Origin of the sequence: Devosia sp. Root685 (assembly GCF_001427875.1) — a bacterium.
GTDB lineage: Bacteria > Pseudomonadota > Alphaproteobacteria > Rhizobiales > Devosiaceae > Devosia.
In genome coordinates, this window is the sequence record NZ_LMHK01000004.1 from 15,733 (window position 1) to 41,959 (window position 26,227).

The following is a 26,227-nucleotide window of genomic DNA, read 5'->3' on the forward strand; positions in this document are numbered from 1 at the left end:
AATCCAAAGCAGCTCCCGCCGAACCCGGCGGTACGCTTTCATTAGCGCGGGGAAATGCCACAAAGATGCGCTGGGATCAACTGGCATCGCACCCAGCGTCACCTGTGATCGCGCCCCTGCGTCACCCCGCGCCTTGAACGCAGCACGCAACCCGGTCCATATGAAGCCCATAAGGAGCCCACAATGTCCCAAACCACCATCAACGATGCCGAGATCGCCAAATTTACGGCCATGGCCGAGGAATGGTGGGACCCCAAGGGCAAGTTCAAGCCGCTCCATAAATTCAATCCGGTGCGCCTCGCCTATATCCGCGACAATCTTGTTTCCCATTTTTCCCGCGACACCTCGGGCATGCGGCCGCTCGAGGGATTGAAGATCATTGATATCGGGTGCGGCGGCGGCCTTCTTTGCGAACCGCTGACGCGGCTCGGCGCCAGCGTGACCGGCGTCGACGCGGCCGAGCGCAATATTGCCATTGCCAAAATCCATGCGGAGAAATCGGGGCTCGATATCGATTATCGCGTCACCACCTCCGAGGCTTTGGTAGAAGCGGGCGAAAAATACGATGTCGTGCTCAACATGGAAGTGGTCGAGCACGTGGACAATGTGCCGCTCTATATGAAGAGCTGCGCCGATCTCGTTGGCCCCGGTGGACTGATGTTCACCGCGACGCTCAACCGCACCGCCCGCGCCTATGCCCTTGCGGTGCTTGGCGCCGAATATGTGCTGCGCTGGTTGCCAAGGGGCACGCATGACTGGAAGAAATTTCTCACCCCCGACGAAATCCGCAGCCTGATCGCCCGCAACGGGCTGACGGTGACCGAGGGCAAGGGTGTCACTTTTAATCCAATTGCCGACGAATGGCGTCTCTCTTCCGATATGGGCGTCAACTATATGGTCCTCGCCGAACGCCGCGCCGTTTAATCTTCTCTTGCCGGAAACCCAACACCAATGCCCGCACGGCCCATAGGGCGCACGGTCGCGACGCCCATAGGGCGCACGGTGAAAAGCGGCTTTCGCCCCGAAGATTGGTAGATAAGAAGAGGCGAAAGCCGCTTCCCACGATCGGGGTTTTTTGCGCACGCCTCGAGCGGCCCCCTTTTGGGGTTTTACGGTCCAGTTTGCCGTCGGAAGCATCCTGAGATGCAACGGGGGCTCACTGCCGCTTGGCCGGTGGTCGGCATCCACGCATCCGTCCAGGCGACCCCGAACAGCCCGTCTTCCCACCCGGCACTTCGTCGGTACCGCGTGTTGCGGTGGGAATGGGGCCAAGAATGACACAGGTCGTGATGGAGGAGGATAAGATGGATAGATTTGATGACCGCTTCTCCATCCCGGTCGTCACCACCGGGCTCGTCCCGGCAATGACGGCGGAAGGATCAGGGCGGCGCACAGTTTTAGAACCACTAACCCCAACCGTACCGTACGGTACGGTACGGAAATTCCTTGAAGCGCCTCTGGAATGGGTCTAAAGAAAAAGCAACACCCCGGCCCCACCGGCGAATAACTTCGAGGAACCGCCATGCCTGTCTATCGCTCCCGCACAACCACTCATGGCCGCAACATGGCCGGCGCGCGTGGCCTGTGGCGCGCCACCGGCATGAAGGACGGCGATTTCGGCAAGCCCATCATTGCGGTGGTCAATTCCTTCACCCAGTTCGTGCCGGGGCACGTCCATCTGAAGGATCTCGGCCAGCTCGTCGCTCGCGAAATCGAGGCAGCCGGCGGCGTTGCGAAAGAGTTCAACACCATCGCCGTGGATGATGGCATCGCCATGGGCCACGACGGCATGCTCTATTCGCTACCGAGCCGCGACATCATCGCCGACTCGGTTGAATACATGGTCAACGCCCATACCGCCGACGCCATGGTCTGCATTTCCAATTGCGACAAGATCACGCCCGGCATGCTCAACGCCGCCATGCGCCTCAACATCCCCGTGGTCTTCGTCTCCGGCGGCCCGATGGAAGCGGGCAAGGCCATCGTCAAGGGCAAGCTGCAGGCGCTCGATCTCGTCGACGCCATGGTGATGGCTGCCGACGATCACTATACCGACGAGGAAGTGCAGGCCGTCGAAGAAGCCGCCTGCCCCACCTGCGGCTCCTGCTCGGGCATGTTCACCGCCAATTCGATGAATTGCCTCACCGAAGCCTTGGGCCTGTCGCTGCCGGGCAATGGCTCGACCCTTGCCACCCATTCCGATCGCAAGCGCCTGTTCCAGGAAGCCGGCCACCTAATCGTTGATCTCGCCCGCCGCTACTATGAGCAGGACGACGAAACCGTGCTGCCGCGCTCGATTGCGACCAAACAGGCGTTTGAGAACGCCATGGCGCTCGACATTGCCATGGGCGGCTCGACCAATACCGTGCTGCATATCCTGGCTGCTGCCCATGAAGGCGACGTCGATTTCACCATGGACGATATCGACGCCCTCTCGCGCCGCGTTCCCGTCCTCTCGAAAGTCGCGCCCGCCAAGAACGACGTGCATATGGAAGACGTCCACCGCGCCGGCGGTATTTTTGCAATTTTGGGTCAGTTGGATCGCGGCGGCCTGATCAACCGTGGGGAACCGACGGTTCACGCCGCGACCATGGGCGATGCCATCGACAAGTGGGACATTTCGCGTACCAATTCGGAGAGCGTGCGGAATTTCTACATGGCCGCCCCCGGCGGCGTGCGCACCACGGAAGCCTTTTCCCAGTCCAACCGCTGGACCGATCTCGACACCGACCGCACCAATGGCGTCATCCGTTCGCCCGAAAACCCCTTCTCCAAGGACGGCGGCCTCGCAGTTCTCAAGGGCAATATCGCGCTCGAAGGCTGCATCGTGAAGACGGCGGGCGTCGATGAATCGATCCTCAAATTCACCGGCCCGGCCCGCGTCTTCGAGAGCCAGGATTCGACGGTAAAAGCGATCCTCTCCAACGAGATCAAGCCCGGCGACGTCATCGTCATCCGCTATGAAGGCCCCAAGGGCGGCCCCGGCATGCAGGAAATGCTCTATCCCACGAGCTATCTCAAATCCAAGGGTCTCGGCAAAGCCTGCGCGCTTCTCACCGACGGCCGTTTCTCCGGCGGCACCTCCGGCCTCTCCATCGGCCACGCCTCGCCTGAGGCGGCCGAAGGCGGCGCCATCGGCCTCGTGCGCGAAGGCGACATCGTCGAGATCGACATCCCCAACCGCACCGTCAATGTGCTGGTGTCAGACGCTGAAATGGCCACCCGCCGCGCCGAACAGGACAAGCTCGGCTGGAAGCCGGCCCATCCACGCAAGCGCAAGGTGACGACCGCGCTAAAAGCCTACGCGGCCTTCGTCACCTCCGCCGCTAAGGGCGCGGTGCGCGACACCAAGGCCATCGACAAGTTCTGGAACTAGGGCGCCCGGCCACGCAAGCAAACACATCATTTCCGGGTCAGCCCGGAAATGATGTGCTGTGAATTTGCGACAAGCGCGTGACAAGCGAGAGGAGCGGTGCTAAAGCCCCGCTCAGCCACTCAGCGGTCTGCCAAGACAGCTGAACTGGTCAGGCCCGATAGCGGGGATTCCACCCTCCCTATTGGGCCGACCTGAACCTCCCCCTCAGATTTGACCGCTTCAGCGCTTCCGGCCAATGCCGTCGAGCGTGGCAAAATCCTCATCACTGAGTTTGACCGCCGCGGCGGCGACATTGTCCTCGAGATGCTTGACCTTGCCGGTGCCCGGAATGGGCAGCATGACCGGCGAACGCTTCAGAAGCCAGGCGAGCGCGATCTGGCTGCCCGAGGCATTGTGCTTCTCAAGGATCGCCTTGGCCCCCTCATGACCCTCGACGAGATCGCCACCGGCCAGCGGGAACCACGGAATAAAGCCGATGCCGTTCTTCTCGCAATGCTCAAGCACCGCTTCGCTCTGGCGATTGGCGAAATTGTAGAGGTTCTGGACGGTCGCGACCTTGAAATATTTGCTCGCTTCCTCGATGTCGGCGACACTGACTTCGGAAAGGCCGACATGGCGGATAAGGCCTTCCTTCTGCATGGCGGCAATGACCTCGAACTGATCGGCCCGCGGCGTCTGCGCGTCGATGCGGTGCAATTGCCAGAGATCGATCCGTTCCAGTTTCAGACGACGCAGGCTGGTCATCACGCCCTGCCGCAGGAATTCGGGGCGCCCGACCTGGTGCCATTCATCGGGGCCCGTGCGGGTCAGGCCGCTCTTGGTCGCGACGATCGTGCCCTTCGAATAGGGCGCCAGCGCCTCGGCAATCAAATCTTCGCTGATATAGGGGCCATAGCTTTCGGCCGTATCGATGAAATCGACGTTGAGTTCGGGCAGGCGCTTCAGCACGCGGATGGCTTCGTCGTGATTTTCCGGCGGGCCCCAGATACCCTTGCCGGTGATGCGCATGGCGCCAAAGCCAAGGCGATTGACTTTCAGGTCACCGCCGATGGCAAAGCTGCCCGACAGACTTGCGTCGAGTTTGGTCATCTCAATCACTCCATAAAGAGGTGCGAAAGGCAGCGGCCTCCATTTAGGCGCGCAACCCGAGGCATAGGATTTTGAATTTCAGCCCTCGAGGATACCGAGCTCTACCCGCAGTTTCTTGGTCAGCCCCTTGGCAACCAGAGCGTGCGAGCGCCCGATATAGGCGAGAAGATCGTCGGCACTGAGGGGCGAGCCCTCGGTCACCGAGACCCATTGGCGCTTAGCGAAATAGGCAGCCTGCTCGACGCCTTCAAGGGCCGTCAGGATATCAAAGCTATCTTCGCCGCATTTGAACACCAGCCGGAGCGGCATTGCGTCGGAGAGAAGACAAAAAACCTTGCCGCCGACCTTGGCGACACGCGCATCCCACTGATCGACAAAGGTCACGCCCGCAAGTTCGGCCAAGGCCTTGTCGTATTGCGCGCGATTGTAGAGGTTCAATTATGTTCCTCCGGCACATCCGGCAGCGGCAGGAAATCAACGCCGTCATCGAGCAGGGCCGCAACCTCGTCGCGGGTCGCCTCGCCATAAATACCGCGGGCTTCGACTTCCTCGAAATGGATTTTTCGGGCCTCTTCGGCAAAACGATCCCCGACGTAATCGGCTTCCGTCGTCACCTTGTTGCGATATTCGCGCAGCATTTCGCGGAATTTCTTCGCCTCGGGATGGGCCGAGGACAGCGGCACGCGCTCATGGTCGGTGCGTGCCACCGCAGGCGCCATCGGCGCCTTCTCAACATGGCTTTCGCCACACACGGCGCAGGTGACGATGCCGCGGGCGAGCTGCTCGTCATAGGCGGCAGCACTTTTGAACCAGGCGTCGTAGCGATGCCCATTCGAACACTGAAGTGCGTATTGAATCACGATATTGTCGTTTCTTGTGCAGCGCTAAAGCCATGCAAACCCGGCTTGGCAAAATCGCGCGCATTGGCGAGCGCTGGAATACGCTGTCGCGCTTCCACCACTGCCTGAGGATCGATCTCGGCCACCAGCACGCCCGGCTCGTCATGATCGAGTTCGGCGATCACCTTGCCCCAGGGGTCGATAACAAGCGAATGGCCATAGGTCGAGCGCCCATTGGCATGGGTGCCGCCCTGTGCCGCCGCGATCACATAGGAGCCGGTTTCGATGGCCCGGGCGCGCAGCAGCACATGCCAATGCGCCTGCCCCGTCGGCACCGTAAAGGCCGCCGGCACGGCGATCAGATTGGCCCCGGCATTGGCAAGCGTGTTGTAAAGCTTTGGAAAGCGCATGTCGTAGCAGATGGAAAAACCGAGCGTAAACGGGCCGAGCGGAGCCGTGACAGCCTCTTCGCCGCCTCTATAGGTGGCACTTTCGCGATAGGCGTTGAGCCCGGCAATATCGGCATCGAAGAGGTGGATCTTGTCATAGGTCGCGAGTTGCTCGCCGGTCGGGGCGAACAGCACCGAGCGATTGGCAAAGCGCCCGTCTTCAAGGGGAATCGGCAATGAGCCGATGTGGATATGGAGCCCCAGGCGCTTTGCCAGGGCCCCAACCTTGGCCAACTGGGGATGGCCCTCAAAGGGCGCGGCCACCGCACGCAACTGCTCCCGGTTTTCCGGAAAGATCATCGTCACTTCCGGGGTAAGAACATAATCGACGCCCTGCGCCGCTGCCTCTGTGAGCAAAGGCTCGAGCGCTGCGAGATTGGCTTCCGGATCAAGGCCCGAACGCATCTGGATGGCGGCGATTTTCATGTGTCTGAAACCTGGGAGGAACTACTGGGCCAAGAGCGGATCGAGCCCGCCGGCGCGGTCGAGCGCCGCCATATCGTCATAGCCGCCAACATGGGTTTGCCCGACAAAAATCTGCGGCACGGTGCGGCGGCCATTGGCGCGCTGCGTCATGGCTTCGCGCAGTTCCGGGTCGAGCACGGTGATTTCGGTGAAATCGACGCCCTTGTCCTCGAGCAATGCCTTGGCGGCATGGCAATAGGGACAGGTCGGGGTCGTATAAATTTCGACATTGGCCATGGATCTGGGGCTCCAAAAATTGGGGTGGCTTCTTATATGGGCACTTCTTCGCCGCTGACAACGCGGGCAAAGGTCAGAACATCAACTTCGCTCGCGCCATTGCGCAATAATATGGACGTCACCGCCTTCACCGTGGCTCCGGTCGTATAGACATCGTCCACCAGCACCACGCGCCGCCCCCTGATCCGCACCAGCGCATCGGCATGGGCGGAAAAAGCACCCTGCACATTGCGCGCCCGGCCGTCCCCCGAAAGCCCGACCTGCGAGCGCGTTTTCTTGTGCCGCCTGACGAGGAAGGGATCGATGTCGAGGCCAAGCTGCCGCGCCAGAGCATGTGCGAGGAGATAGGACTGATTGTAGCGCCGGAACCGCAGCCGGCTCTGGTGCAGCGGCACCGGCACGAGCAGCGGCCGCGCGCCCCAGAATTCATGCCCGGCCCCTGCCATCAGCCGCGCACAAAATTGCGCCAGTTCGGTGCGATCGCTATATTTGAGCCGCGTCACCAGCATCTGCGCCACCTCGCCATAGCGCATCGCCGCGCGGGCCCGGGCAAAGGGCGGCGGATCGGCGAGAGCTTCGGCACTGATCGCGTCCGGCCCCAGCGCCACGTCGAAAGGCAGGCCCAGCACCGGGCAGAGCGGCGCCGTGATGGGCACCACACCGGCAAAGCACTTTGGGCAGAGCCCGGCACCCTCGGCGATAGGCGCACCACAGGCGGCGCAGGCCGGCGGATAGAGCTGGTCGAGCAGCGCCAAGGCAAAGTGCCGGCCGCCCTGCAGCACCCACCCCGCAAGCCCCCCGCCTTTGACTTCGCGCGCTCCGCTCTCCATAAGGGCATAGTGCTTCAAGGCCGCTCCATCGGCCAGTTCTTTTGAGAAATTTCGGTCTTGTCCCAGCCGCCCCGCCTGTTCGATCCGCTCCAGCTCGCCCGCAACCTCAAGCGGCGCCCGACGCGCGAAAATTTCGTGCGTGATCTGGTCTTTGACGATCTGGCGGACCGGCTCGGCGCCCATATGCGCAATTTCGCCGATGCGGTTCTCATCGCCCCCGATGTCGACCTCCTGCCCCATCGCGTCGCCACAGCGTCCGGCACGGTCACTTTCCACCCGGTAGAGGCCTTTGCTGGCGAGGACGATTTCCCCGCCCTCCCCGAAGGCGATTTCGATCTCATCGTTTCCCTGTTGCACCTCCAGGTCGTCAACGACGTGCCGGGCCACATGGCGCGCCTGCGCGCGCGGCTGCGGCCCGATGGTCTGCTGCTCGTCGCCATGATCGGCGGGGAAAGTTTCTCCGAACTGCGCGAAGCCTTCCTCGCGGCCGATCTCGCCGTTGCCGGCGGCGCCTCGGCGCGGGTCGCGCCCATGGCGCAGGTGCGGGACGCCGGAGCCCTGTTGCAACGCGCCGGCTTTGCCCTGCCCGTCGCCGATGTCGAAACCCACCGCGTCCGCTACGCCAATGCCTTTGACCTGATGGCCGAATTGAAGGCCCTGGGCGCGGCCAATCCGCTGACCGACCGCCCCCGGCGCTTTGCGACCAAAAACCTTCTCACGGCGGCCGCCGCAGCATACCAGGAGGCCTCGGCCGATGCCGACGGCCGCGTCCGCGCGACATTGGAGATCATCTGGCTCGCCGGCTGGGTGCCGCATGAAAGCCAGCAAAAGCCCCTGCGCCCCGGCAGCGCCAAGGTCAGCCTCGGCGACATCCTGAAAAAGGGCGAATGATGCTCGATCTCGCCGGCCACATCGCCATCATTTCCGGCTCGCCCGGCTCGGGAAAGACCACCGTCGCCGATGCGCTGGCGCATTTGCCCGGCGTGCCCAAGGTGCATGTCCACTCCGACGATTTCTGGGGCAATATCAAGCACGGCCATATCCCGCCCTGGCTGCCGGAATCCGACGATCAGAACCGCATGGTCATGCAGATCGCTGCCGATGTTTCCGCCAGCTATGCGCGCCAAAACTACTTCGTCGCCCTCGATGGCGTCGTCCGCCCCTGGTGGCTGCCGGCATTCAAAGCCCTCGGCCTGCCGCTTCACTACCTCGTACTGCGCCCACCGGTCGAAGACGCCATTGCCCGCTGCACCGCGCGGGGCCGCGATAGCCTCACCGACCCCACCGTCGTCGCCGATCTCTACGCCCAGTTCGCCGATCTCGGCGCCTATGGGAGGCATGTGCTCGATACGGCAGGCCTTGACCGCAGCGCGACCCTCGGCGCCGTCATTACCGCGCTCGAAAGCGGAGCCTTTCGCCTCAACTGACACCGTCATCACCGGGCGGCCCACCTGCCGCTCCTGACAGCGCAAACAAAAAGGCCGGCATCACTGCCGGCCTTTTCATTCTCGGTGGAAGAAACCGCTTACGCAGCTTCCTCGTCGCTTTCCGGCTCAGCGGCATCCGCCTTGGTGCGCTTGGGGCTCTTGGCGAGCTGCTTTTCGATGAGCTGCACGGCTTCGGTAATCGTCAGCTTGTTGACGACACTGATTTCACGGCTCATGCGGTCCATGGCCTGCTCGAAGAGCTGGCGCTCGGAATAGGACTGCTCGGGCTGATCGTCGGAGCGATAGAGATCGCGCACGACTTCGGAAATGGCGATCAGATCGCCCGAATTGATCTTTGCTTCATATTCCTGGGCGCGGCGCGACCACATGGTGCGCTTGACGCGAGCCCGGCCCGTGACGGTTTCGAGGGCCTTGTTGACTTCATCTTCTTCGGCCAGCTTGCGCATGCCGACAGACTTGATCTTGGCAACGGGAACGCGAAGGGTCAGCTTGTCCTGCTCGAAGCTGATCACGAACAGTTCGAGTGTGAGGCCAGCGACCTCCTGCTCTTCGATGTTGACGATCAGACCGACGCCATGGGCCGGATAGACGACATACTCACCCGTCTTGAAACCGAGCCGCTGCTGAGACTTCTTGGCTACCATATACTGGAACTCCTTGTTGACGCCCCAGAATGGCCAGTTCCTTGCGGGAAGGACTGTCCATCCACACTACTTCGCCCGCTTGAACGGGCCCTTTTACAGTACGAACACCCACAGTCTTCGGTTCCGCTTTGTTCCGAAGCGCCATGCAACAGGGAATGTTGTGTCAAAAAAATCGTGCCTTGCGGCACGGTTTGGGTGAAGGGCTGAGCTGCATTTAAAGACACCATAGCACAAAAATTCAGCAAAATCAAAAGGAACGAATCGCATCAGCGACTCGCTCCTTTCACGTCGTCGTCTGTCCGTGACAGAGCGGTGACAAATCCTTGCCAGTGCTTAAACTTCTTAGCGCCAGTAGATGCGCCTTCGGCATCAGTCGCCTTCGCCGGGCTCCTCGGAGAAGTACTTTTCGAGCTTGCCGCTCTCCCCGTCACGCTCTTTTGCTTCGGGCAGCGCATCGCGCCGCTCGGTCAGATTGGGCCATGCGGCAGCGTATTTACGGTTAAGCTCGAGCCAGTTGTCGAGGCCGCTTTCGGTGTCGGGCCGGATGGCTTCGGCCGGACATTCGGGCTCGCAGACGCCGCAATCGATGCATTCATCGGGATGAATGACCAACATGTTCTCGCCTTCGTAGAAACAGTCCACCGGACAGACTTCCACGCAGTCCGTATATTTGCAGGCGATGCAATTATCAGTGACGATATAGGTCATAGAGAGGGCAGTCCTTGGCGGGCGCCGCGGCCTGGGGGCTGGCGCGGCGGCAGTCTCAACGCGTTTGGTGCTAAACTCTTTTCAGTTTTCGGGCAAGGCGCTAGCGCGGGACGGATTGGCGCAAATAGAGGCTGTGCTGAAATTGTGTGCCCGGCGGATGGCCTAGTCGTCCTCGCCCCTGAGCGCATCGGTCTCCCGCCGCTCTTTCTTGGTCGGCCTGCCCGCGCCCGTTGAACGCTCGGCAATAGCCGCCTCATAGGGCGAGCGCTCGGCCTTGGGCAGGCTCGGCGGCGAAATATCCTCGTAAAGCCCCTGGGCTTCGCTCGCGGGCCCGCGACGTGCGCCGGGATCGAGGATGCGCCAGACGAGAATCCGGCCGTGCAGCGACATGGTGAGTACATCGCCCGCGCCGACCTTGTGATCGGTGCGCTCGGTCCGTTCGGAATTGACCCGAACAGCGCCCGTTTCGATGAGTTTTTGCGCGAGAGTGCGGGATTTGACGGCGCGCGAGAAAAACAGGAACCGGTCGAGCCGCTCCTTGCGGAGCGTATCGCCCGGCCCCGTCAAATCCTACTCCTTCTTGCCGCGGAGGGCAGCAAGGGCCGCGAATGGGCTATCCGGATCGAAGGCCACCTTGCGCTCTTCGCGGGGCGGACGACGATCGCCACGTTCCGGACGCTCGTTCTTGGTGTCCGGACGCGGGCGCTCTTCACTGCGTGGGCGCGTATTGGCCGGACGCGTGTTGGCGTTGGCAGCAGGACGGGTGGCCGCCGCTTCGCCCTCGGGACGGCGCGGGCCTTTGGGGCGCGAGCGGTCCGGACGGCCACGGCCTTCGGCCTTGGCTTCGCCACCTTCGGCAGTGTCGCGACGGCGATTTTCCGAACGGCTTTTGCCACCGTGGTTGTTTTCGTTGTGGCGGCGGCCACCGGGGAACCAGATTTCATCAAATTCGGGTTCGGCAGGCGCTGCCGGCTCCGAAGTAGTAGCTTCGTCCACAACACCCTCGGCGGCAGCCGGGGCTTCGGCGGCGGCCTCTGCAACGGGTTCGACGACAGGCGCGTCTTCCGCCGGAGCATCGACCTCGGCCGGATTGTCAACGAGCACCGCCTCGAGCGCCGGCGCTTCGGCGCTGGCTTCTGCGGCAGGCGCGGCAACCTTCGGGGTGCGGCGAACGCGATAGCCGAGGGACGACAGAATCGAAGCGAAATCTTCCCCCGAGCAACCAAGAAGGCTGGTCATTTCGACGGTAACGCGGAAACCATTGCCTTCGGCAGCGCCGGCCGGCGGTTCGCCCTGGAACCGGGTCGGGTCGATGGCAATCAGCGGACGGATGATATCGGCAAGGCGTTCCAAAATATCGACGCGCACGGCCCGCTTGCCCGCGACCTTGAAGCCGGCGATCTCATAAAGACGCGTATCAACTTCGGGATCGACGAGGAACGAGGTGCGGCCCGAAAGGACAATGTGCGGGATGTCGGTGACGCCCGGCTGGCGAATGCCGCCATTGCGGAGCGCGAAAAGAATTAGGGCCAGTTCGCGCGGCGCGGGCTTGAGCGAAAGCGGCACATAGATGTGGTAGGCGCCGAACTTGATGCCAAGCTTGCGCATCTTGCCGCGCACGTCCTGATCGAGGTTCTTGACCTCATCGGAAACCTGGCTGCGCGGAAGTAGCCCCAGATGCTCGAAGAGCTGGAAGGCGATACCGCGCGCGGGTCCGTCGACATCGGCGGGCGCTTCGAGCGCCATGACCTGTTCGAGCGTCGTATTGACGTGATGGCGGAGCCAGAGCGACAGGCGATCCTGCACGCGCTCGAGATCGATGCCGGTCAGCGATTCGTCGGCGAGCATGATGATGCGCGGCCGATAAAGGCTGTCGCCTTCGGCAAGTTCGGCCACCACATCGCCGCGCCAGCGCAGACGACCGTCGGTCGCGAGAACGAATTCCTCGTTCGGCGCGCCCGCCAGGCGATCGGCGCGATTGCGGATCTCCGGAGCCACGACCTGGTCCGCTGCGGTGCGGGTGCCCTTGGCATCGAGCTCTCCATCGGAGCGCGCCAGGGTGAAGCGGAAGCCTTCGAGCGTGCCGAGAAGGTGGCCTTCCAGCCTTACTTCGCCGCGCTCATTGATCTCGGGAGATACCATACGTTTGTCTTTCAGGTGGCGGAGCAGCACGCTGGTGCGCCGGTCGACGAATCTCTGGGTAAGGCGCTCATGGAGAGCATCACTCAGGCGATCTTCAATCTCACGGGTCTTTTCGCGCCAATAGTGTGGGTCTGCAAGCCAGTTTTTGCGGTTGGCGACGAAGGTCCAGGTCCGGATCTGCTTGATCCGGTGACTGAGCGTTTCAATGTCACCTTCTGCATTGTCGCAAAAGCGAACCTGCTCGGCAATCCAATCAGCATTGATGGATACATTTTGCCTCAAATCCGAAAAGATCCGGGTGACGATCTCGCCATGCGCCGCCGGCGATATCCCTTGATAGTCGGGAATCTGGCAGCATTCCCAGAGCAGTTTGACCGCTTCGTGGCCGCGCGCCATTCCCGCTGCCTCATTTCGCGATAAAAATTCCAGCGCCAATTGGTCGGTCGCAATGGGAACCCGCGTCAACGTCCGGTCGTCAGGCGTTTTTTCAAGGCTCGAGCGCAATCGGTCGATGGAGGAAAAATCGAGAACCGAGTTGCGCCATTGCAGCACTTTGACCGGTTCGAAATCGTGCGTTTCGAGTTGCACCACCAGTTCTTCGTCAAAACCCTCGGTGCCGCCGGTCACCCCAAAGGTGCCATTGCGCTTGTGCCGCCCGGCCCGCCCAGCAATCTGGCCGATCTCGGCCGGGATCAGCGGCCGGCTCTGGTGCCCGTCGAATTTGGTGTCGTCGGCAAAGGCGACGTGCTGGATATCGAGATTAAGCCCCATGCCGATCGCGTCGGTGGCAACAAGAAAATCGACATCGCCATTCTGATAAAGCTCAACCTGCGCATTGCGGGTGCGGGGCGAAAGCGCCCCCATGACCACCGCCGCTCCGCCCCGCTCGCGCCGGATCAGTTCAGCGATCGCATAAACCTGCCGGGCCGAGAAGGCGACGATGGCGCTGCGGCTGGGCTGGCGCGAGATTTTCTTTGAACCGGCATAGGTCAGCTGGGAAAAGCGGGGCCGCTCGATGATCTCGGCATGCGGCAAGAGTTTGCGGATGACATTGGCCATGGTGCCGGAGCCGAGCAGCAGCGTCTCGTGAAACCCGCGCGCTTTGAGGATCCGGTCGGTAAACACATGGCCGCGGTCGAAATCGGTCGCGGTCTGGATTTCATCGACCGCCACGCAATCGACATGGATATCCATGGGCATGGCTTCCACCGTCGCCACCCAATAGCGCGGCTTTGGCGGCACGATCCGCTCTTCGCCTGTTACCAGCGCCACAGCCTGCTCGCCGACGCGTTCGACGACGCGGGCATAGACCTCGCGGGCGAGAAGCCGCAGCGGCAGGCCGATCATCCCGGTGGGATGGGCCAGCATGCGCTCGATGGCGTAATGGGTCTTGCCGGTATTGGTCGGCCCGAGGATGGCCTTGACCGACTGGGAGTTTGCAGAAGTCATCGCAGCTCTATTTAGGGTGCCGCGAAGCCCATGGCGAGGGGCGAGAGAAATTGTCCCATGAAAGCACGCATTTTTGTGACAGTGGCGCCCCCGTTAAAATTTGGAACCAAGGCAGAACGAACAGGGACAGAATCGCTGCCGACTCGGGAATCCGGTTTTGTTCACGGCAATATGTGGTGGGTGGCCCCTGTCGATAGCCACTAGCGGTGTCATGCCGACTTCATTTGTGACACGGAAATGCAGAAACCCGTTCAGCTTCCTTTCGAAATGACTAAGATCATGATTTTTCAGTCATTTAATGACGATTTATGAACGGAAGGAGAGCGAGAATTCTGGAGCCGTTAAGGGTTTACGCCAGGCTTTACCGGGGGCCTTTTTATGCATTTTAGCAATTTCGTCGTTGACCGTGCCGAAGCGGGACGGAGCGTGAACCTCTTCCTCGCGGCCTGCTCCCTCTCAACGCGGCAAAACTGGCCCAAGCAGCTCGCGATCCAGAATGATACAGCTCCTGTGCGGCTAGACGGCCGCAATTAACATTCGGCCCAAACCCGGAACGAACAGGGTCAGAATCGGAACTACCCCCTGTTTTCTACCTTTGTTCCATACGATGGCTGGTGGCTTCACGGGCGCAGGGCCACAAGCCGCGTCACGACTGCGCCAAAAGCACCGAGTTCCCATTCACCTGCATAAACAATGACTTAAAACGGACGCGCGACTCGGCTTTCCTGCCGGTCCGTTACCGAAACAAAAAAGGGCGCCGCAGCGCCCTTAATTCCCAAAGCCCGCAAATCCGGGACGGAAAAACACAAAAATTGAGAAAAAACCCTTTGACCGTCCCAGCTTAGGACATCGGCTCAAAACGCAGCCTTGGTCAGGACCATGGAAAGATCGCCCATCGAAGTGCCGAGCAGCACGCGATAGGGAATGAAATAGCCGCTCTCGCCCAGCGGCATGTACCAGACGAGAATGCGGCTTTCCTCGGCGAGATAATTGGTGATCTCGTTATTCTGGTAGTGACCGGAAATGGGTTCATATTCGATCGAGCAGAGCACCACCGGCCCCTGATAGCCGGTCCGCGGCGAGGTGGCATTGTCGTCGCTGACAAAACTCATATCGAGATTGAAACGCTCGACGCCGGTAAAGACGCGCATGCGGCGATCGCAAAGGCTTTTATCCAGCGCCCTTCCCTTGAGCACGAAGGACGAAACGAAATCCGTGACGCCGGTCAGGTGACCACGCTCGACCGGCACCCGGTCATAGTCGCTGACCGGCGGCTCGACCTTGAAGGACGAAACATTCTGTCCGGCAAAGCCGACATCGACCGTAAACGTCTGCCCACTGGCGCGGGTTTCGAGCGCAAAGCTCTCGGAACGCAGCGTCGTGCCCGAGGACTTGCCCTTGGCCGTGACATTGGCCGTGCCGCTCGCCACCACCGCGCCGAGCCCGGCCACATTGGCCTTGACGCCAAGGGTATAGGAACTGCCATCGTCATCGAGGTCGATATGCATCATGGCGACATTGATGCCGCCAAGGGTCAGCACATAACTGGCTGTCGCATCGACCGGGGCCGCCTGCGCCTGGGCAAGGCCGAGAACAAGGGCGGAGGCAGCAAGGCTGGTTCGGATCAAGATAGGTCTCGTCTCGTGCGGCATGGGCCCGATGTGGGCGCGTTCGCGAATCACCGATAAAGGTTCAAGGTGCCGCCCTCTTATGGTACTGGCAAGGCACTCGCGGGTCTTTGAGGGCCCGGCTGACTTGACTGATGGGCCCCTTTTCTCTAAGACGCCCGCAGATTTCAACACAATCGAGGCCCGTTGCGGGATTTCCCGCCGCGCAGGACCTTTACACAAATAGGATATCTACTATGGCACGTCGCTGCGAACTCACCGGCACGGGCGTCTTGGTTGGCAACACCGTTTCGCACGCTCTCAACCGTCACCGCCGCCGTTTCCTCCCCAACCTGATCAACGTGACCCTGATCTCCGACGCTCTGCAGCGCCCGATCAAGCTGCGCATCACTGCAGCAGCTCTGCGCACCGTTGAGCACCGTGGTGGCCTCGACGCATTCCTGATCAAGCAGGATGATGCCGACCTGTCCCCGCTGGCTCTGGGCATCAAGAAGGAAGTGCGCGCCGCCCTCGCCGGCTAATCGCGCCTCTAACCGAATTAAAGCCGCGCGTGCCTCTGGCCGCGCGGCTTTCGCTTTTTATGTAAGTCTCATTCCGCCCCGGTCTTCTGCCGGCTCGTGGACCAAAGAGGTGCATTCTGATGCTGTCTCGTTTTCTGGCTGCCGTGGCCGCCATGGTCGTGGTCGTCGCCGCGTCCAATATTCTCGTTCTCTATCCCTTTCAGGTCCAGCTCGGCGCGGTCAATCTCGCCGATCTCCTGACCTGGGGCGCCTTCACTTTCCCCTTCGCCTTCCTGATCACCGACCTCACCAATCGCTATGACGGCCCGCGCAATGCCCGCCGCGTCGTTCTGGTCGGCTTTCTGGTGGGTCTGGCGGTATCGTTCTACCTGAGCTTTCATCCGCTGCCCTGGAACGCCGGTGGCAATCCGGCGACGACCCAGCGCATCGCGCTCGCCTCCGCCGCGGCTTTCGTTACGGGCCAGTTGCTCGATATCAGCATTTTTTCGCGGCTACGCAGCGTGCGTGCCTGGTTCCTGCCACCGCTGGTGGCATCGCTCTTTGGCTCCATGATCGACACGGCGATTTTCTTCACCGTTGCCTTCGCGCCTGTTCTGGCCGGTATTGATGCGCTGTTCGGGCTTGCGGATGGCTCGCTCGCCTTCCCCGCACCCTTCCTCGGCATTGGCCCCGAAGTGCCGCTCTGGACCTCCCTCGCGGCCGGCGACTTCATGGTGAAATTCCTCGCCGCGCTGGTGCTTTTGGCGCCCTACCGCGCACTCATGGGCAAGTTCAAGCCCCTGCCGCCACTGGGCCGCACCACGCTCGCCTAACAGGTGACGCGAATCTCGGCAAAGCCGGTGGTGGCTTCGTCGCCGCCGGAAGTGACCGCGATCATGCAGGCCGTACCGGGCAGCGGCACGGTACTGCCCGAGGGCACCGTCGTGCCGTCCGTCAGCGAAATATAGCCATTGCTGACATTCATCACCTCGATCGTCGTCTCGGTGCCGCAGACGGGATAGGAATCCCCCGCGGCCACGAGAAGCCGCATGCCCGAAGGCAGGCAGTCGCCGTCGCTCTCGCTCGACGCTGTCGGGCCTGACGGCGGTGGCACTGCTTGTGGCGCCGCGGCCGCACCACGCCAATTCTGCTCAAGAACCGCGAGACGATTTTCCAGTGCCGAGAGCGCTTCACTTGTCGGGGCCTGCGTAGACAGAGGCGCGGCGGCAACGCCCCGCTGGGCATAGAGATCAAGGCTCAGGCGCAATTGCGCGATCTCGGTTGAAACCCGCACCATTTCCCGGCGCATGTCGGTATAGATCCAGGCGCTGGCCGCCAGCGAGGCAAGCCCGATGGCCGCGGCACAAATGCCGAAGATCAGGCTCTTCTTCACCCGCCGCCGGCGACGGGGCCGCCTGAGGCTGGTCGGCACGGACGTGTCGATATCTCCCACCAGCACGTCGGGGACTTCCCCGGCGCTTCTCGGTTCCGGCGATGGTTTTTCGCTCGGCTTGTCGTCCACGCCGCTTTGCTCCTGCTCACATTGGCGTGACGGAGGTCACACCAAACTGGGGCCGAACTAAGGATCAAATCTATTGCGCAGGCGTTGCAGCGACTTCGGTTGTCGGCTGCGGATTGCCCGTGATCATATTGCCGATGCCCGAAAAGAAGCCCGATACAGCTTGGCTTCTTTCCTTGAGCGCCGCTTCACTGGCCGCCTGACGCTCCACGCCCGCCGCCACATTGGCGAGCGCACTGGCATCGGCCACCTTTCGCGCCTCGACCTCGGCATTCTGATAGGTCGCAGGGCACGGTCCTAGCGCATCAAGGCCCGAGGCGGTGGGATTAAAGATATAGCGCTGCTCGCACACATCCCAGGCTGGCGGGGTCTTGGTCAGATCGAAATAGTCGTAGCCTTCCTTGATGTTCCGCCAGAATGCCAGATGCTGGTTGGAAGCATTCTGCGTCAGGCTGGCCGTCGTCATGCGGAAGGGAAATATCTGCACCTGAAAACTTGGATTGCCGCCCTTGAAGCTTTCGCGGGCCAGCGCATAAATCTCGGCAATGCCTGCATCGGTCATGGCGTAGCAGCCGACCGATTTGCAATCGCCATGGACCATCAGGTTCGAGCCCGAGCGCCCATTGGCGCGATCGAACTTGTTTGGAAAACCCGTATTGAAGGCGAGGAAGTAGTTCGACTTCGGGTTCATCAGGCCGGGCGTGATCGTATAGAACCCTTCCGGGCTCTGATAATCGCCTTCCTTAAATTTCGGGCCGAGATCGCCGGAATAGGAGCAGATTTCATAGGTCTTGAAGACCTTGTATTGCCCCGAGCTTGTGCGCTTCCACACCTCGAGCTGCTGCTCGCGCTTGAAAATGCGCACGACCATGCCCTCGGCCGGCGAGGATCCCATATCATAAAGCGCCTTCACCATGGCCGGAGCCAGGGGGATATTGTGCCGGTTGTCGCCCCCCTTGACGAAATTGGCACAGGCGGCAAGCCCGAACCCCAGCCAGAGGACGATGATGACGGAGGCGATGCGATGAAAGAGCTTGGCAGTCACGAACAGGGCCCACAAAATCCGCCCCACGGGGGCAATGGTTAGCGCAGCATGACTAGGCTGGGTGAAGGAAGCCTTATCATGCCGTCCACGCGGGCGAAAAGCTCCCGGTTTTCACGCAATAGTGTGGGCGCCGGCAATCATCATCGCCGCGCAAGAAGCGCCGTCATTGCCCGATCAAGCGGGCAATGACGGTAGTAGAACCGAGCGCTAGGTGCTCGCCGCCTTGGCATTGGCCTCGGCCACCAGCTCGTCGGGAATGTCGTCGAAGCTGGCATAGTTCATGTTGTAGAGGCGCGAATAGAGCCCGCCCAGTTCCATGAGCTGGTCGTGATTGCCCTCTTCGATTTTCTCGCCACTTTGCAACACGATGATCCGGTCCGCACCACGAATGGTGGCGAGACGGTGCGCGATGACGAGGCCGGTGCGGCCCTTGAGCAGGATTTCGAGCGCCTTCTGGATCTGCCGCTCGGTATAGCTATCGATATTGGCCGTCGCTTCATCGAGCACGAGGATTTTGGCGTCGGCAACCAGCGCCCGGGCAAAGCTCAGCAGTTGGCGCTGACCGAGCGACAGGTTGGAGCCGCGCTGTTCGAGCTTGCTGTCATAGCCGCCCGGCAGGCGCTCGATGAACTCATGCGCACCGACCGCCTTGGCCGCGGCGATGACATCCTCGCGGGTCGCCGAAGCCTTGTTGTACTTGATGTTGTCGAATACCGAGCCGGTAAAGAGGAACGGTTCCTGCAGCACCATGGCGACCTGTTCACCCAAGCTCTCCTGGGTGACATTGCGCACATCGTGCCCGCCCACCAGCACCGCGCCGCCCTGCACTTCATAGAAACGATGGACGAGTGCCATGGCGCTGGTCTTTCCCGAACCGGTCGGGCCGACAAGCGCCACCGTCTCCCCCGGATTGACGCGGAAAGACACGTTCTTGAGCACTGGCCGATTGGGATCGTAACCAAAAACCACATCGTGGAAGGCGACCGAGCCGTCCATATCCCCCGTCAGCGTCAGCGCATCGGGCTTGTCGGTAATGGTCACCGGCAGGTCGAGCACTTCGGTGATCCGGCGGCCCGAGGTCATGGCCCGCTGCATGATCGAATATTGCATGGTCAGCGAGCGGATCGGATCGAAGAACCGCTGGATATAAAAGAGGAAGGTGACGATGATGCCCACCTGCAAAGTGCCGTTGAGCACCAGCGATCCGCCGACCAGCACCACGGTCGCCATGGCGATACCGGTGAGACTGTCGACGATCGGCACCATCACCTGCGCAAATTTCGAACCGGTCAGCTGAGTTTCAAGGTTGTGATAGGCCTTGTCGTCATAGAGGTCGAAATTGACCTGCTGGCGCTCGAGGTTCTGCACTGTGCGCACGCCATTGATGCCTTCGGCCATGGCGCCATTGGTCAACGAATTGGTTTCATGCGCCGCCCAGAAGGCGCGCTTGGCCGGCGGCAGCCAGAAGATGCGGACGATGAACAGCACCGGCATGGTGACGAGGGTCAGCAGCCCCAGCCACGGATCGAGTGTCAGCAGCACCGCAACAATGCCGAAGAGCAGCACGATGTCGCCCACGGAAATGACCGAGGTCTCCAGAAACTCCTGCATGGAATTGACGTCGCCCTGCAGGCGGCTCATCAACCGGCCCACTTCGGTCTTGTCCATGAAACTGAGCGACACGCGCTGCAATTGCGCGAACATGGCGCGGCGCATGTCGAACAGCACGTTTTCCGCCACCTGCCCCACCTGCGTTTCCTGCACATAGGAAGCCGCGAAATTGAACAGCACGGCGACCGCAAAGGCGACCACGGCCCAGATCAGATTATTGGCATTGCCCCCCGCCACCATGGCGCCGTCGATGGCCCAGCCAATGATGAGGGGAATGGCAAGCTGCGTAGCGGTAAAAACCAGCACGGCCGCCACTGAGAGGTAAATCTTGACCCGATAGGGTTTCACGAAAGCCCAGATCCGGCGCACGGTTTTCGGGTCATAGGCCTTGCCAAAGACCTCTTCCTCGATCCGGTGGCTACCCACCGATGCGCGCGGCGGCCGTTGGCCGGGAAAACTTGCGACGTCCCGTTCGTCGTCCTCGACCACGCTCATTGGGCGGCCCTTTCTGCGTCGATTTCCTCGGTCGGTCGCGTCTGGAGGTCATAGAGCGCGCTATAGCGCCCACCCAGCGCGAGGAGCTCGGCATGGCTGCCGCGCTCGACGATTGAGCCGTCTTCGAGGAACAAAATAGTATCGGCATGCATCAGCGAGGAGAGCCGATGCGCGATGATGATGGTCACGCGATCGCTGGCATAGGCGCGGATGGCCGAGCGGATGCGATGCTCGGTGCCCGCATCGATGGCCGCCGTCGAATCGTCGAACACCATGACGGCCGGACGCATGACGAGGGCACGCGCAATTGCGAGGCGCTGGCGCTGGCCACCCGAAAGCGACACCCCGCGTTCGCCCACCACAGTGTCATAATCGGTCGGCAGACCGATGATGTAGTTGTGGAGCTGCGCGCTTTCAGCCGCCTTTTCGATCTTGGTTTCCTTGGCCCAGGGATCGCCATAGGCGATGTTATTTTCGATCGTGGTGGTGAAGAGGAACGAATCCTGCTGCACCACGCCAACCTGCCGGCGGAGGGATTCCAAGGTCACGTCGCGCACGTCCTGCCCATCGATGGTGACGCGGCCCGATGTGACGTCATAAAAGCGCGGAATGAGATGAGCGATCGTCGATTTGCCGCTACCGGGCGCCCCGACAATGCCGATGGTTTCGCCGGCCCGGCCCTCGAAGGTAATACCCCTAAGGGTCGGGTGGGTCGCACCGGGATAGGTGAAATTCACGTTCTCGAAACGCAGCGTTCCCTCGCCCAGCTGCAACGGCACCGCCCCGGGCTTGTCCTCGATGTCGATGGCCTGATCGATAAAGGCATAAAAGCGCTGTCCGCAGGTATCGGCGCGGGCAAAGGAATTGACCATCAGACCCAGCTGGCGCACCGGCATTTGCAGGATGGTCATGAAGGTCAGAAAGCTCGCCAGCGTCCCGACGCTCATTTCCCCAGCGATCACCTTATTGCCCCCGAACCAGAGCACGAGCCCCATGGCAGCAAAGAACGAAAAGGTCATCATCGACGTGTTCTTGACGCGGATCAGCACGCGATCATGCGCCAGTTCCAACGCCGCCTTCGACGCCTTGTCGAACTTGGCAAGCTCGAACAGCTGGCCCGAAAAGGCGCGCACGACGCGGATACCGCCGAGATTTTCTTCCATCACCCGCGTCATAATCGAAAGCCGCTCCTGCAAGACGACCCAGGTCGCGCGCAGCATCAGCTGCGCCACCGAGGAACGCCAGGCAACGAAGGGCACGAAGCTCAGGGCCAGGAGCCCCAGCACGACATCGGTCGTCAGCAGCATATAGGCGCCAACCCCGATCAGTACCGTAAGCAGGATCGTGCGCACGAAGCCGGTCGAAAAGAACATCCGTACGCCATCGAGATCGAGCAACCCGAGGGTGATCAGGTCGCCCGAATGCACGCGGTCATGGTAGGAATAGGAGAGCTTTTGCACCTTGTCGTAAAAGGCGAGGCGCAGCTCGTAGCCCACATGGTGGCCGACCGATTCCGAATAATAGTTCTGAACCAGGGTAAAGAGCCCGCGCGCCACCGAAACCAGCAGCAGCGTCGCGGCGCTCCACATCAGCGCCTGCTGTGCACCCTCTGCCGCCGTGCTCAACACGTTCTGCGCCTGATCGACCGCATGGCCGAGCAGGCGCGGAATCATCAATTGCAGCACCGAGGCGATGATCGTTGCACCAATGGCCAGACTCGCCTGCCAATAGTGCCGCAGGGAGAAGAACGTGATGCGCAACAACGGGCTTCGGCCTTTGCCGGCATATACGGCAGCCAAGTGAGCCCGAGCATCGCCGCGTGAACGCGCGCGGCCAGCCTTGAGGGTAGGCAAGGGATTATCCAGACTTTAAAAAGTGAGGCCCGAGGGGGAGGCGGGGATCCGTCGACCGGGATCGGGCAAATCAATGCCTGCCTATAAAAGTCGCATTATGCGTACCATTCAAGGTGCAAATTGCGCAATTTTTGCAACTTTTCGGCGTCCCGCTGCGCGAGTGAAAGGCTCCAGTGGAGCCTTTCAAGCCGAAAAGGCCATGAGAGCTATGCTCGAATGGCATGCTCAATTGGTGGAGCGTGAGGCATCCCCACCTAGCCTCCCCTTGAAAGGGGAGGAACATATCGAGTTTGTCGCGCTACCAGTGAGCCACCGGCAGATCCCTCCCCCTATCAGGGGGAGGCTAGGTGGGGTTACTGCTGCCCCCTACTCCAGCCGAACCAGCAAATCCTTCGCGTCGATCTGATCGCCCGGACGAATGAGCAGCTCCGCTACCACGCCATCGACCTCGGCATGGATCGCCGTTTCCATCTTCATGGCCTCGATCGAGCACAAGACATCGCCGGCCTCGACCTTCTGGCCTTCTTTGACGGCAAGCGTCGAGATGACGCCCGGCATTGGCGCACCGACCTGCTTGGGGTCGCCCACAACGGCCTTGGCGCGAACTTTCACCTCGCCGGCCTTCAAGCGATCCGGCACAACGATAGTGCGCGGCTGGCCGTTCAGATCAAAGAAAACGCGAACCTCACCCTTTTCATTGGTCGGGGCGCGGCCGAGATAATTGACCACCAGCGTCTTGCCCTTCTCGATATCGACAAGCAGTTCGTCGCCTTCTTCGAGGCCGTAGAAATAGACCGGCGTCGGCAGCGCCTCGGTCGGCCCATAGCGATCCTGGGTCTTTTCGAAATCCGAATAGACCTTTGGGTACATCAGATACGAAGCGAGCCGGAAATCATCGACCGGCACACCGACCTCGTCCGAAATCTTCTTGCGCTCGGCTTCGAGATCGACGTCCTTGAGGTAAGAACCCGGACGTTCCGTCAGCGGCGTCTTGCCCTTGAGCACCTTCTTTTGCAGCGACTGCGGGAAGCCCCCCGGAGGCTGGCCGAGATCGCCGGCAAAAAAGCCCACTACCGAATCGGGGAAGGCAATGTCCTTGTCCGGATTTTCGACATCGCTGCGGGTAATCCCGGCCGAAACCATGGCCAGCGCCATATCTCCCACGACCTTGGAGCTTGGCGTCACCTTGACGATATCGCCGAACATCTTGTTGACGTCGGCATAGGTCTGCGCGACCTCGTGCCAGCGGGTTTCAAGACCCAGCGAACGCGCCTGCTCCTTGAGATTGGTGAACTGGCCACCCGGCATTTCGTGGAGATAAACCTCCGAAGCGCCGCCCTTGAGGTCGCTCTCGAAAGCCCGGTACTGGGTGCGCACGGCCTCCCAATAGAACGAGATCTGGCGGATCGCCTTGGGATCGAGCGCGGGGTCGCGATCGCTGCCTTCAAGCGCCGCAACCAGCGACCCCAGCGTCGGCTGGCTGGTGGTCGAGGACAGCGCATCCATCGCCGCGTCGACTGCATCGACGCCCGCTTCCACCGCCGCCAGCACCGTCGCCGCCGAAGCGCCCGAGGTGTCGTGGGTATGGAGATGGATCGGCAGGTCGGTCTCGTTACGCAGCGTCGAAATCAGTTTTTTGGCCGCGGCAGGCTTCAACAGGCCGGCCATGTCCTTGATCCCAAGCACATGGACGCCGGCAGCTTCCAGTTCCTTCGCGAGACCAACATAGTATTTCAGGTCGTACTTGGAGCGATCAGGATCAAAGAGATCGCCGGTATAGCAGATGGCGCCCTCCGCCACCTTGCCTTCGGCCGCCACCGCGTCGATCGAGACGCGCATGTTCTCGACCCAGTTGAGGCAATCGAAAATGCGGAAAATATCGACGCCGCCCCTGGCTGCCTGCTTGACGAAAAACTTTACGACATTGTCGGGATAGTTTGTGTAGCCGACGCCATTGGAGCCACGCAGCAGCATTTGGGTCAGAATATTGGGCGCGCCTTCGCGCACCTTGGCCAGCCGCTCCCACGGATCCTCGTTGAGGAAGCGCATGGACACGTCAAAGGTCGCGCCGCCCCAGCATTCAAGCGAAAAGAGGTTCGGCAGGCCACGCGAATAGGCCTGGGCAATGCGGGTAATGTCGAACGAGCGCATGCGCGTCGCGAGCAGCGACTGATGCGCATCGCGCATGGTCGTGTCAGTGAACAGAACCTTGCCCTGCCGCTTCATCCATTTGGCGAGGCCAACCGGCCCATCGCGGTCCAGCACCTGCCGGCTGCCCTCGATGACGATCAGCGGCTCGAATTCGGGCACGAAAGGCGCCGCGGCGGCAGCAGGCGGCTTCGGCCGGTCGCGGACTTCCGGATGCCCGTTGACGGTCACGTCCGCGATGTAGCTCAGGAGCTTGGTCGCGCGATCGCGACGGGGCTTGAAATTGAACAGTTCCGGCGTCGTGTCGATGAAGCGCGTCGTATAGCGGTTTTCGACGAAATCAGGATGCGTGATGATGTTTTCAAGGAACGCGAGATTGGTCGCGACGCCGCGAATACGGAACTCGCGCAGCGCGCGATGCATGCGGGCAATCGCCTCCTCGGCACTCGGCGCCCAACAGGTGACTTTTTCGAGGAGCGGATCGTAGTAGCGGGTGATCACTGCGCCCGAATAGGCCGTGCCGCCATCGAGGCGCACGCCAAAGCCGGTCGCACCGCGATAGGCAGTAATGCGGCCATAGTCGGGAATGAAATTCTGTTCCGGGTCTTCCGTCGTGACCCGGCACTGAATGGCATTGCCGTTGAGCTTGATATCTTCCTGCAGCGGCACACCCGATTCCGGCGTGCCGATGACGGCGCCATCGAGCAGGTGAATCTGGGCTTTGACGATATCGATCCCCGTCACCTCTTCGGTGACGGTATGCTCGACCTGGATGCGCGGGTTCACTTCGATGAAGTAGAACTTGTCGGTATCGGCATCCATCAGGAATTCAACGGTACCGGCGCCGCGATATCTAGCAGCATTGCCCAGCCGCACCGCAGCATCGGTCAGTTCGGTCCGCACAGCGTCTGACAGGTAGGGCGCGGGCGCGCGCTCGACCACCTTCTGGTTGCGGCGCTGCACCGAGCAATCGCGCTCATAAAGATGCACGAGATTGCCGTGATCGTCGCCGATCAGCTGCACTTCGACGTGGCGGGCGCGCTCGATCAGCTTTTCGAGATACATCTCGTCCTTGCCGAACGCGGCCTTCGCTTCGCGTTTGCCCTCGGACACTTCCGAAAGCAGCGTCTTTTCGTCCATGATGCGGCGCATGCCCCGGCCACCGCCGCCCCAGGAGGCTTTGAGCATCAGCGGATAGCCGATTTCGGCCGCGAGCTTCTTGATTTGCTCGGGATCATCGGGCAGCGCCTCGGTTGCCGGCACCACCGGCACCTTGGAGGCAATCGCCATATTGCGCGCAGCAACCTTGTTGCCGAGATCGCGCATGGTCTGGGCGCGCGGGCCGATGAAGATCAGGCCGGCATCGTCGCAGGCATCGACGAATTCCGGGCTTTCCGAGAGGAGGCCATAACCGGGATGAATCGCATCCGCGCCGGAAATCCGGGCGATGCGGATATATTCTTCGATTTGCAGATAGGCCTCGACCGGGCCCTTGCCCTTGCCGATAAGATAGGCCTCGTCGGCCTTGAAACGGTGCAGCGCCAATTTGTCTTCTTCGGCATAGACCGCAACGGTCTTGAGCCCGAGTTCGTTGGCGGCGCGAAACACGCGGATGGCGATTTCGCTACGATTGGCGACGAGGATTTTCTTGATTGGCATCGATTTAAATTCCGAGCAGGAGAGGTTGAGGACCCGCTTGCCCGGGTCCGGCTCAGCTTGTGTCGGTAGCTCGGATGGCGGGCCATCCAAGCC

General features: G+C 61.4%; 22 protein-coding genes. 6 read left to right on the forward strand and 16 right to left on the reverse strand.

From position 1 onward, the window contains the following. Positions 1-183 precede the first annotated feature (183 nt). Both ubiG and ilvD read left to right on the forward strand, forming a co-directional pair. Entirely contained in the window at positions 184-924 is a 741-nt protein-coding gene (gene ubiG, locus ASD83_RS17515; RefSeq protein WP_056313403.1) for a bifunctional 2-polyprenyl-6-hydroxyphenol methylase/3-demethylubiquinol 3-O-methyltransferase UbiG, read from the forward strand. A gap of 598 nt (positions 925-1,522) precedes the next feature. After that, on the forward strand, positions 1,523-3,376 hold the full coding sequence (gene ilvD, locus ASD83_RS17525; RefSeq protein ID WP_056313406.1) for a dihydroxy-acid dehydratase: 1,854 nt from the start codon (positions 1,523-1,525) through the stop codon (positions 3,374-3,376). A 219-nt stretch (positions 3,377-3,595) separates the two neighbouring features. On the opposite strand, the gene ASD83_RS17530 is transcribed toward ilvD, so the two are convergent. The 6 genes from ASD83_RS17530 to ASD83_RS17555 all read right to left on the reverse strand — a co-directional run bounded on the left by ASD83_RS17530 (position 3,596) and on the right by ASD83_RS17555 (position 7,303). Next, a complete protein-coding gene (locus ASD83_RS17530) occupies positions 3,596-4,465 on the reverse strand; it encodes an aldo/keto reductase (RefSeq protein ID WP_056313408.1) in 870 nt (289 codons plus the stop codon). A 78-nt stretch (positions 4,466-4,543) separates the two neighbouring features. After that, positions 4,544-4,903: an MmcQ/YjbR family DNA-binding protein gene (locus ASD83_RS17535; protein ID WP_056313410.1), complete on the reverse strand. Its 360-nt coding sequence runs from the start codon at positions 4,901-4,903 to the stop codon at positions 4,544-4,546. Then, on the reverse strand, positions 4,900-5,325 hold the full coding sequence (locus ASD83_RS17540) for a DUF1178 family protein (protein ID WP_056313412.1): 426 nt from the start codon (positions 5,323-5,325) through the stop codon (positions 4,900-4,902). Before ASD83_RS17540 ends, ASD83_RS17535 begins: the two co-directional genes overlap by 4 nt. Then, positions 5,322-6,179, reverse strand: coding sequence for a carbon-nitrogen hydrolase family protein (locus ASD83_RS17545; RefSeq protein ID WP_056313414.1), 858 nt, complete (start codon positions 6,177-6,179; stop codon positions 5,322-5,324). The genes ASD83_RS17540 and ASD83_RS17545 overlap by 4 nt, the downstream gene beginning before the upstream one ends. Positions 6,180-6,200: 21 nt before the next feature. Then, positions 6,201-6,455: a glutaredoxin 3 gene (gene grxC, locus ASD83_RS17550; RefSeq protein WP_056313415.1), complete on the reverse strand. Its 255-nt coding sequence runs from the start codon at positions 6,453-6,455 to the stop codon at positions 6,201-6,203. Between the two features lie 32 nt (positions 6,456-6,487). Beyond that, entirely contained in the window at positions 6,488-7,303 is an 816-nt protein-coding gene (locus ASD83_RS17555) for a ComF family protein (RefSeq protein ID WP_244489228.1), read from the reverse strand. A gap of 39 nt (positions 7,304-7,342) precedes the next feature. On the opposite strand from ASD83_RS17555, the gene ASD83_RS17560 reads away from it, so the two are divergent. Both ASD83_RS17560 and ASD83_RS17565 read left to right on the forward strand, forming a co-directional pair. Beyond that, positions 7,343-8,176, forward strand: a complete 834-nt coding sequence (locus ASD83_RS17560) for a methyltransferase domain-containing protein (protein ID WP_082561320.1) — start codon at positions 7,343-7,345, stop codon at positions 8,174-8,176. Then, entirely contained in the window at positions 8,173-8,712 is a 540-nt protein-coding gene (locus ASD83_RS17565) for an AAA family ATPase (protein ID WP_056313419.1), read from the forward strand. The genes ASD83_RS17560 and ASD83_RS17565 overlap by 4 nt, the downstream gene beginning before the upstream one ends. A gap of 98 nt (positions 8,713-8,810) precedes the next feature. On the opposite strand, the gene ASD83_RS17570 is transcribed toward ASD83_RS17565, so the two are convergent. From ASD83_RS17570 to ASD83_RS17590, 5 genes are all read right to left on the reverse strand, one after another. Continuing rightward, complete coding sequence (locus ASD83_RS17570) at positions 8,811-9,377, reverse strand: CarD family transcriptional regulator (RefSeq protein WP_056313422.1); 567 nt, start codon at positions 9,375-9,377, stop codon at positions 8,811-8,813. A 369-nt stretch (positions 9,378-9,746) separates the two neighbouring features. Then, entirely contained in the window at positions 9,747-10,085 is a 339-nt protein-coding gene (gene fdxA, locus ASD83_RS17575) for a ferredoxin FdxA (RefSeq protein WP_056313423.1), read from the reverse strand. 162 nt (positions 10,086-10,247) lie between these two features. After that, positions 10,248-10,652 carry an RNA-binding S4 domain-containing protein gene (locus ASD83_RS17580; RefSeq protein WP_056313425.1) on the reverse strand — a complete coding sequence of 135 codons (405 nt, stop codon included), beginning with the start codon at positions 10,650-10,652 and terminating at the stop codon, positions 10,248-10,250. 3 nt (positions 10,653-10,655) lie between these two features. Then, entirely contained in the window at positions 10,656-13,676 is a 3,021-nt protein-coding gene (locus tag ASD83_RS17585; RefSeq protein WP_056313427.1) for a helicase-related protein, read from the reverse strand. Positions 13,677-14,530: 854 nt separating this feature from the next. Continuing rightward, positions 14,531-15,304, reverse strand: coding sequence for a DUF3108 domain-containing protein (locus ASD83_RS17590; protein ID WP_162249189.1), 774 nt, complete (start codon positions 15,302-15,304; stop codon positions 14,531-14,533). A gap of 236 nt (positions 15,305-15,540) precedes the next feature. Here ASD83_RS17590 and rpmB point away from each other — a divergent pair, with 236 nt between their 5' ends. Together rpmB and ASD83_RS17600 are read left to right on the forward strand one after the other, a co-directional pair. Then, a complete protein-coding gene (gene rpmB / locus ASD83_RS17595; RefSeq protein WP_056313432.1) occupies positions 15,541-15,825 on the forward strand; it encodes a 50S ribosomal protein L28 in 285 nt (94 codons plus the stop codon). Between the two features lie 119 nt (positions 15,826-15,944). Further along, on the forward strand, positions 15,945-16,637 hold the full coding sequence (locus ASD83_RS17600; RefSeq protein WP_056313433.1) for a queuosine precursor transporter: 693 nt from the start codon (positions 15,945-15,947) through the stop codon (positions 16,635-16,637). Here the strand turns inward: ASD83_RS17600 and ASD83_RS17605 are convergent. The 5 genes from ASD83_RS17605 to pyc all read right to left on the reverse strand — a co-directional run bounded on the left by ASD83_RS17605 (position 16,634) and on the right by pyc (position 26,134). Further along, positions 16,634-17,326 (reverse strand): hypothetical protein, encoded by a 693-nt coding sequence (locus ASD83_RS17605; RefSeq protein WP_056313435.1) that lies wholly within the window; start codon positions 17,324-17,326, stop codon positions 16,634-16,636. The two genes, ASD83_RS17600 and ASD83_RS17605, sit on opposite strands and share 4 nt — an antisense overlap. Before the next feature lie 70 nt (positions 17,327-17,396). Further along, entirely contained in the window at positions 17,397-18,368 is a 972-nt protein-coding gene (locus ASD83_RS17610; RefSeq protein ID WP_200946535.1) for a L,D-transpeptidase family protein, read from the reverse strand. A gap of 207 nt (positions 18,369-18,575) precedes the next feature. Next, on the reverse strand, positions 18,576-20,474 hold the full coding sequence (locus ASD83_RS17615; protein WP_056313437.1) for an ABC transporter ATP-binding protein: 1,899 nt from the start codon (positions 20,472-20,474) through the stop codon (positions 18,576-18,578). Then, complete coding sequence (locus ASD83_RS17620) at positions 20,471-22,273, reverse strand: ABC transporter ATP-binding protein (protein WP_056313440.1); 1,803 nt, start codon at positions 22,271-22,273, stop codon at positions 20,471-20,473. Before ASD83_RS17620 ends, ASD83_RS17615 begins: the two co-directional genes overlap by 4 nt. Positions 22,274-22,693: 420 nt before the next feature. Further along, on the reverse strand, positions 22,694-26,134 hold the full coding sequence (gene pyc / locus ASD83_RS17625) for a pyruvate carboxylase (RefSeq protein WP_056313442.1): 3,441 nt from the start codon (positions 26,132-26,134) through the stop codon (positions 22,694-22,696). Positions 26,135-26,227: the final 93 nt, after the last annotated feature.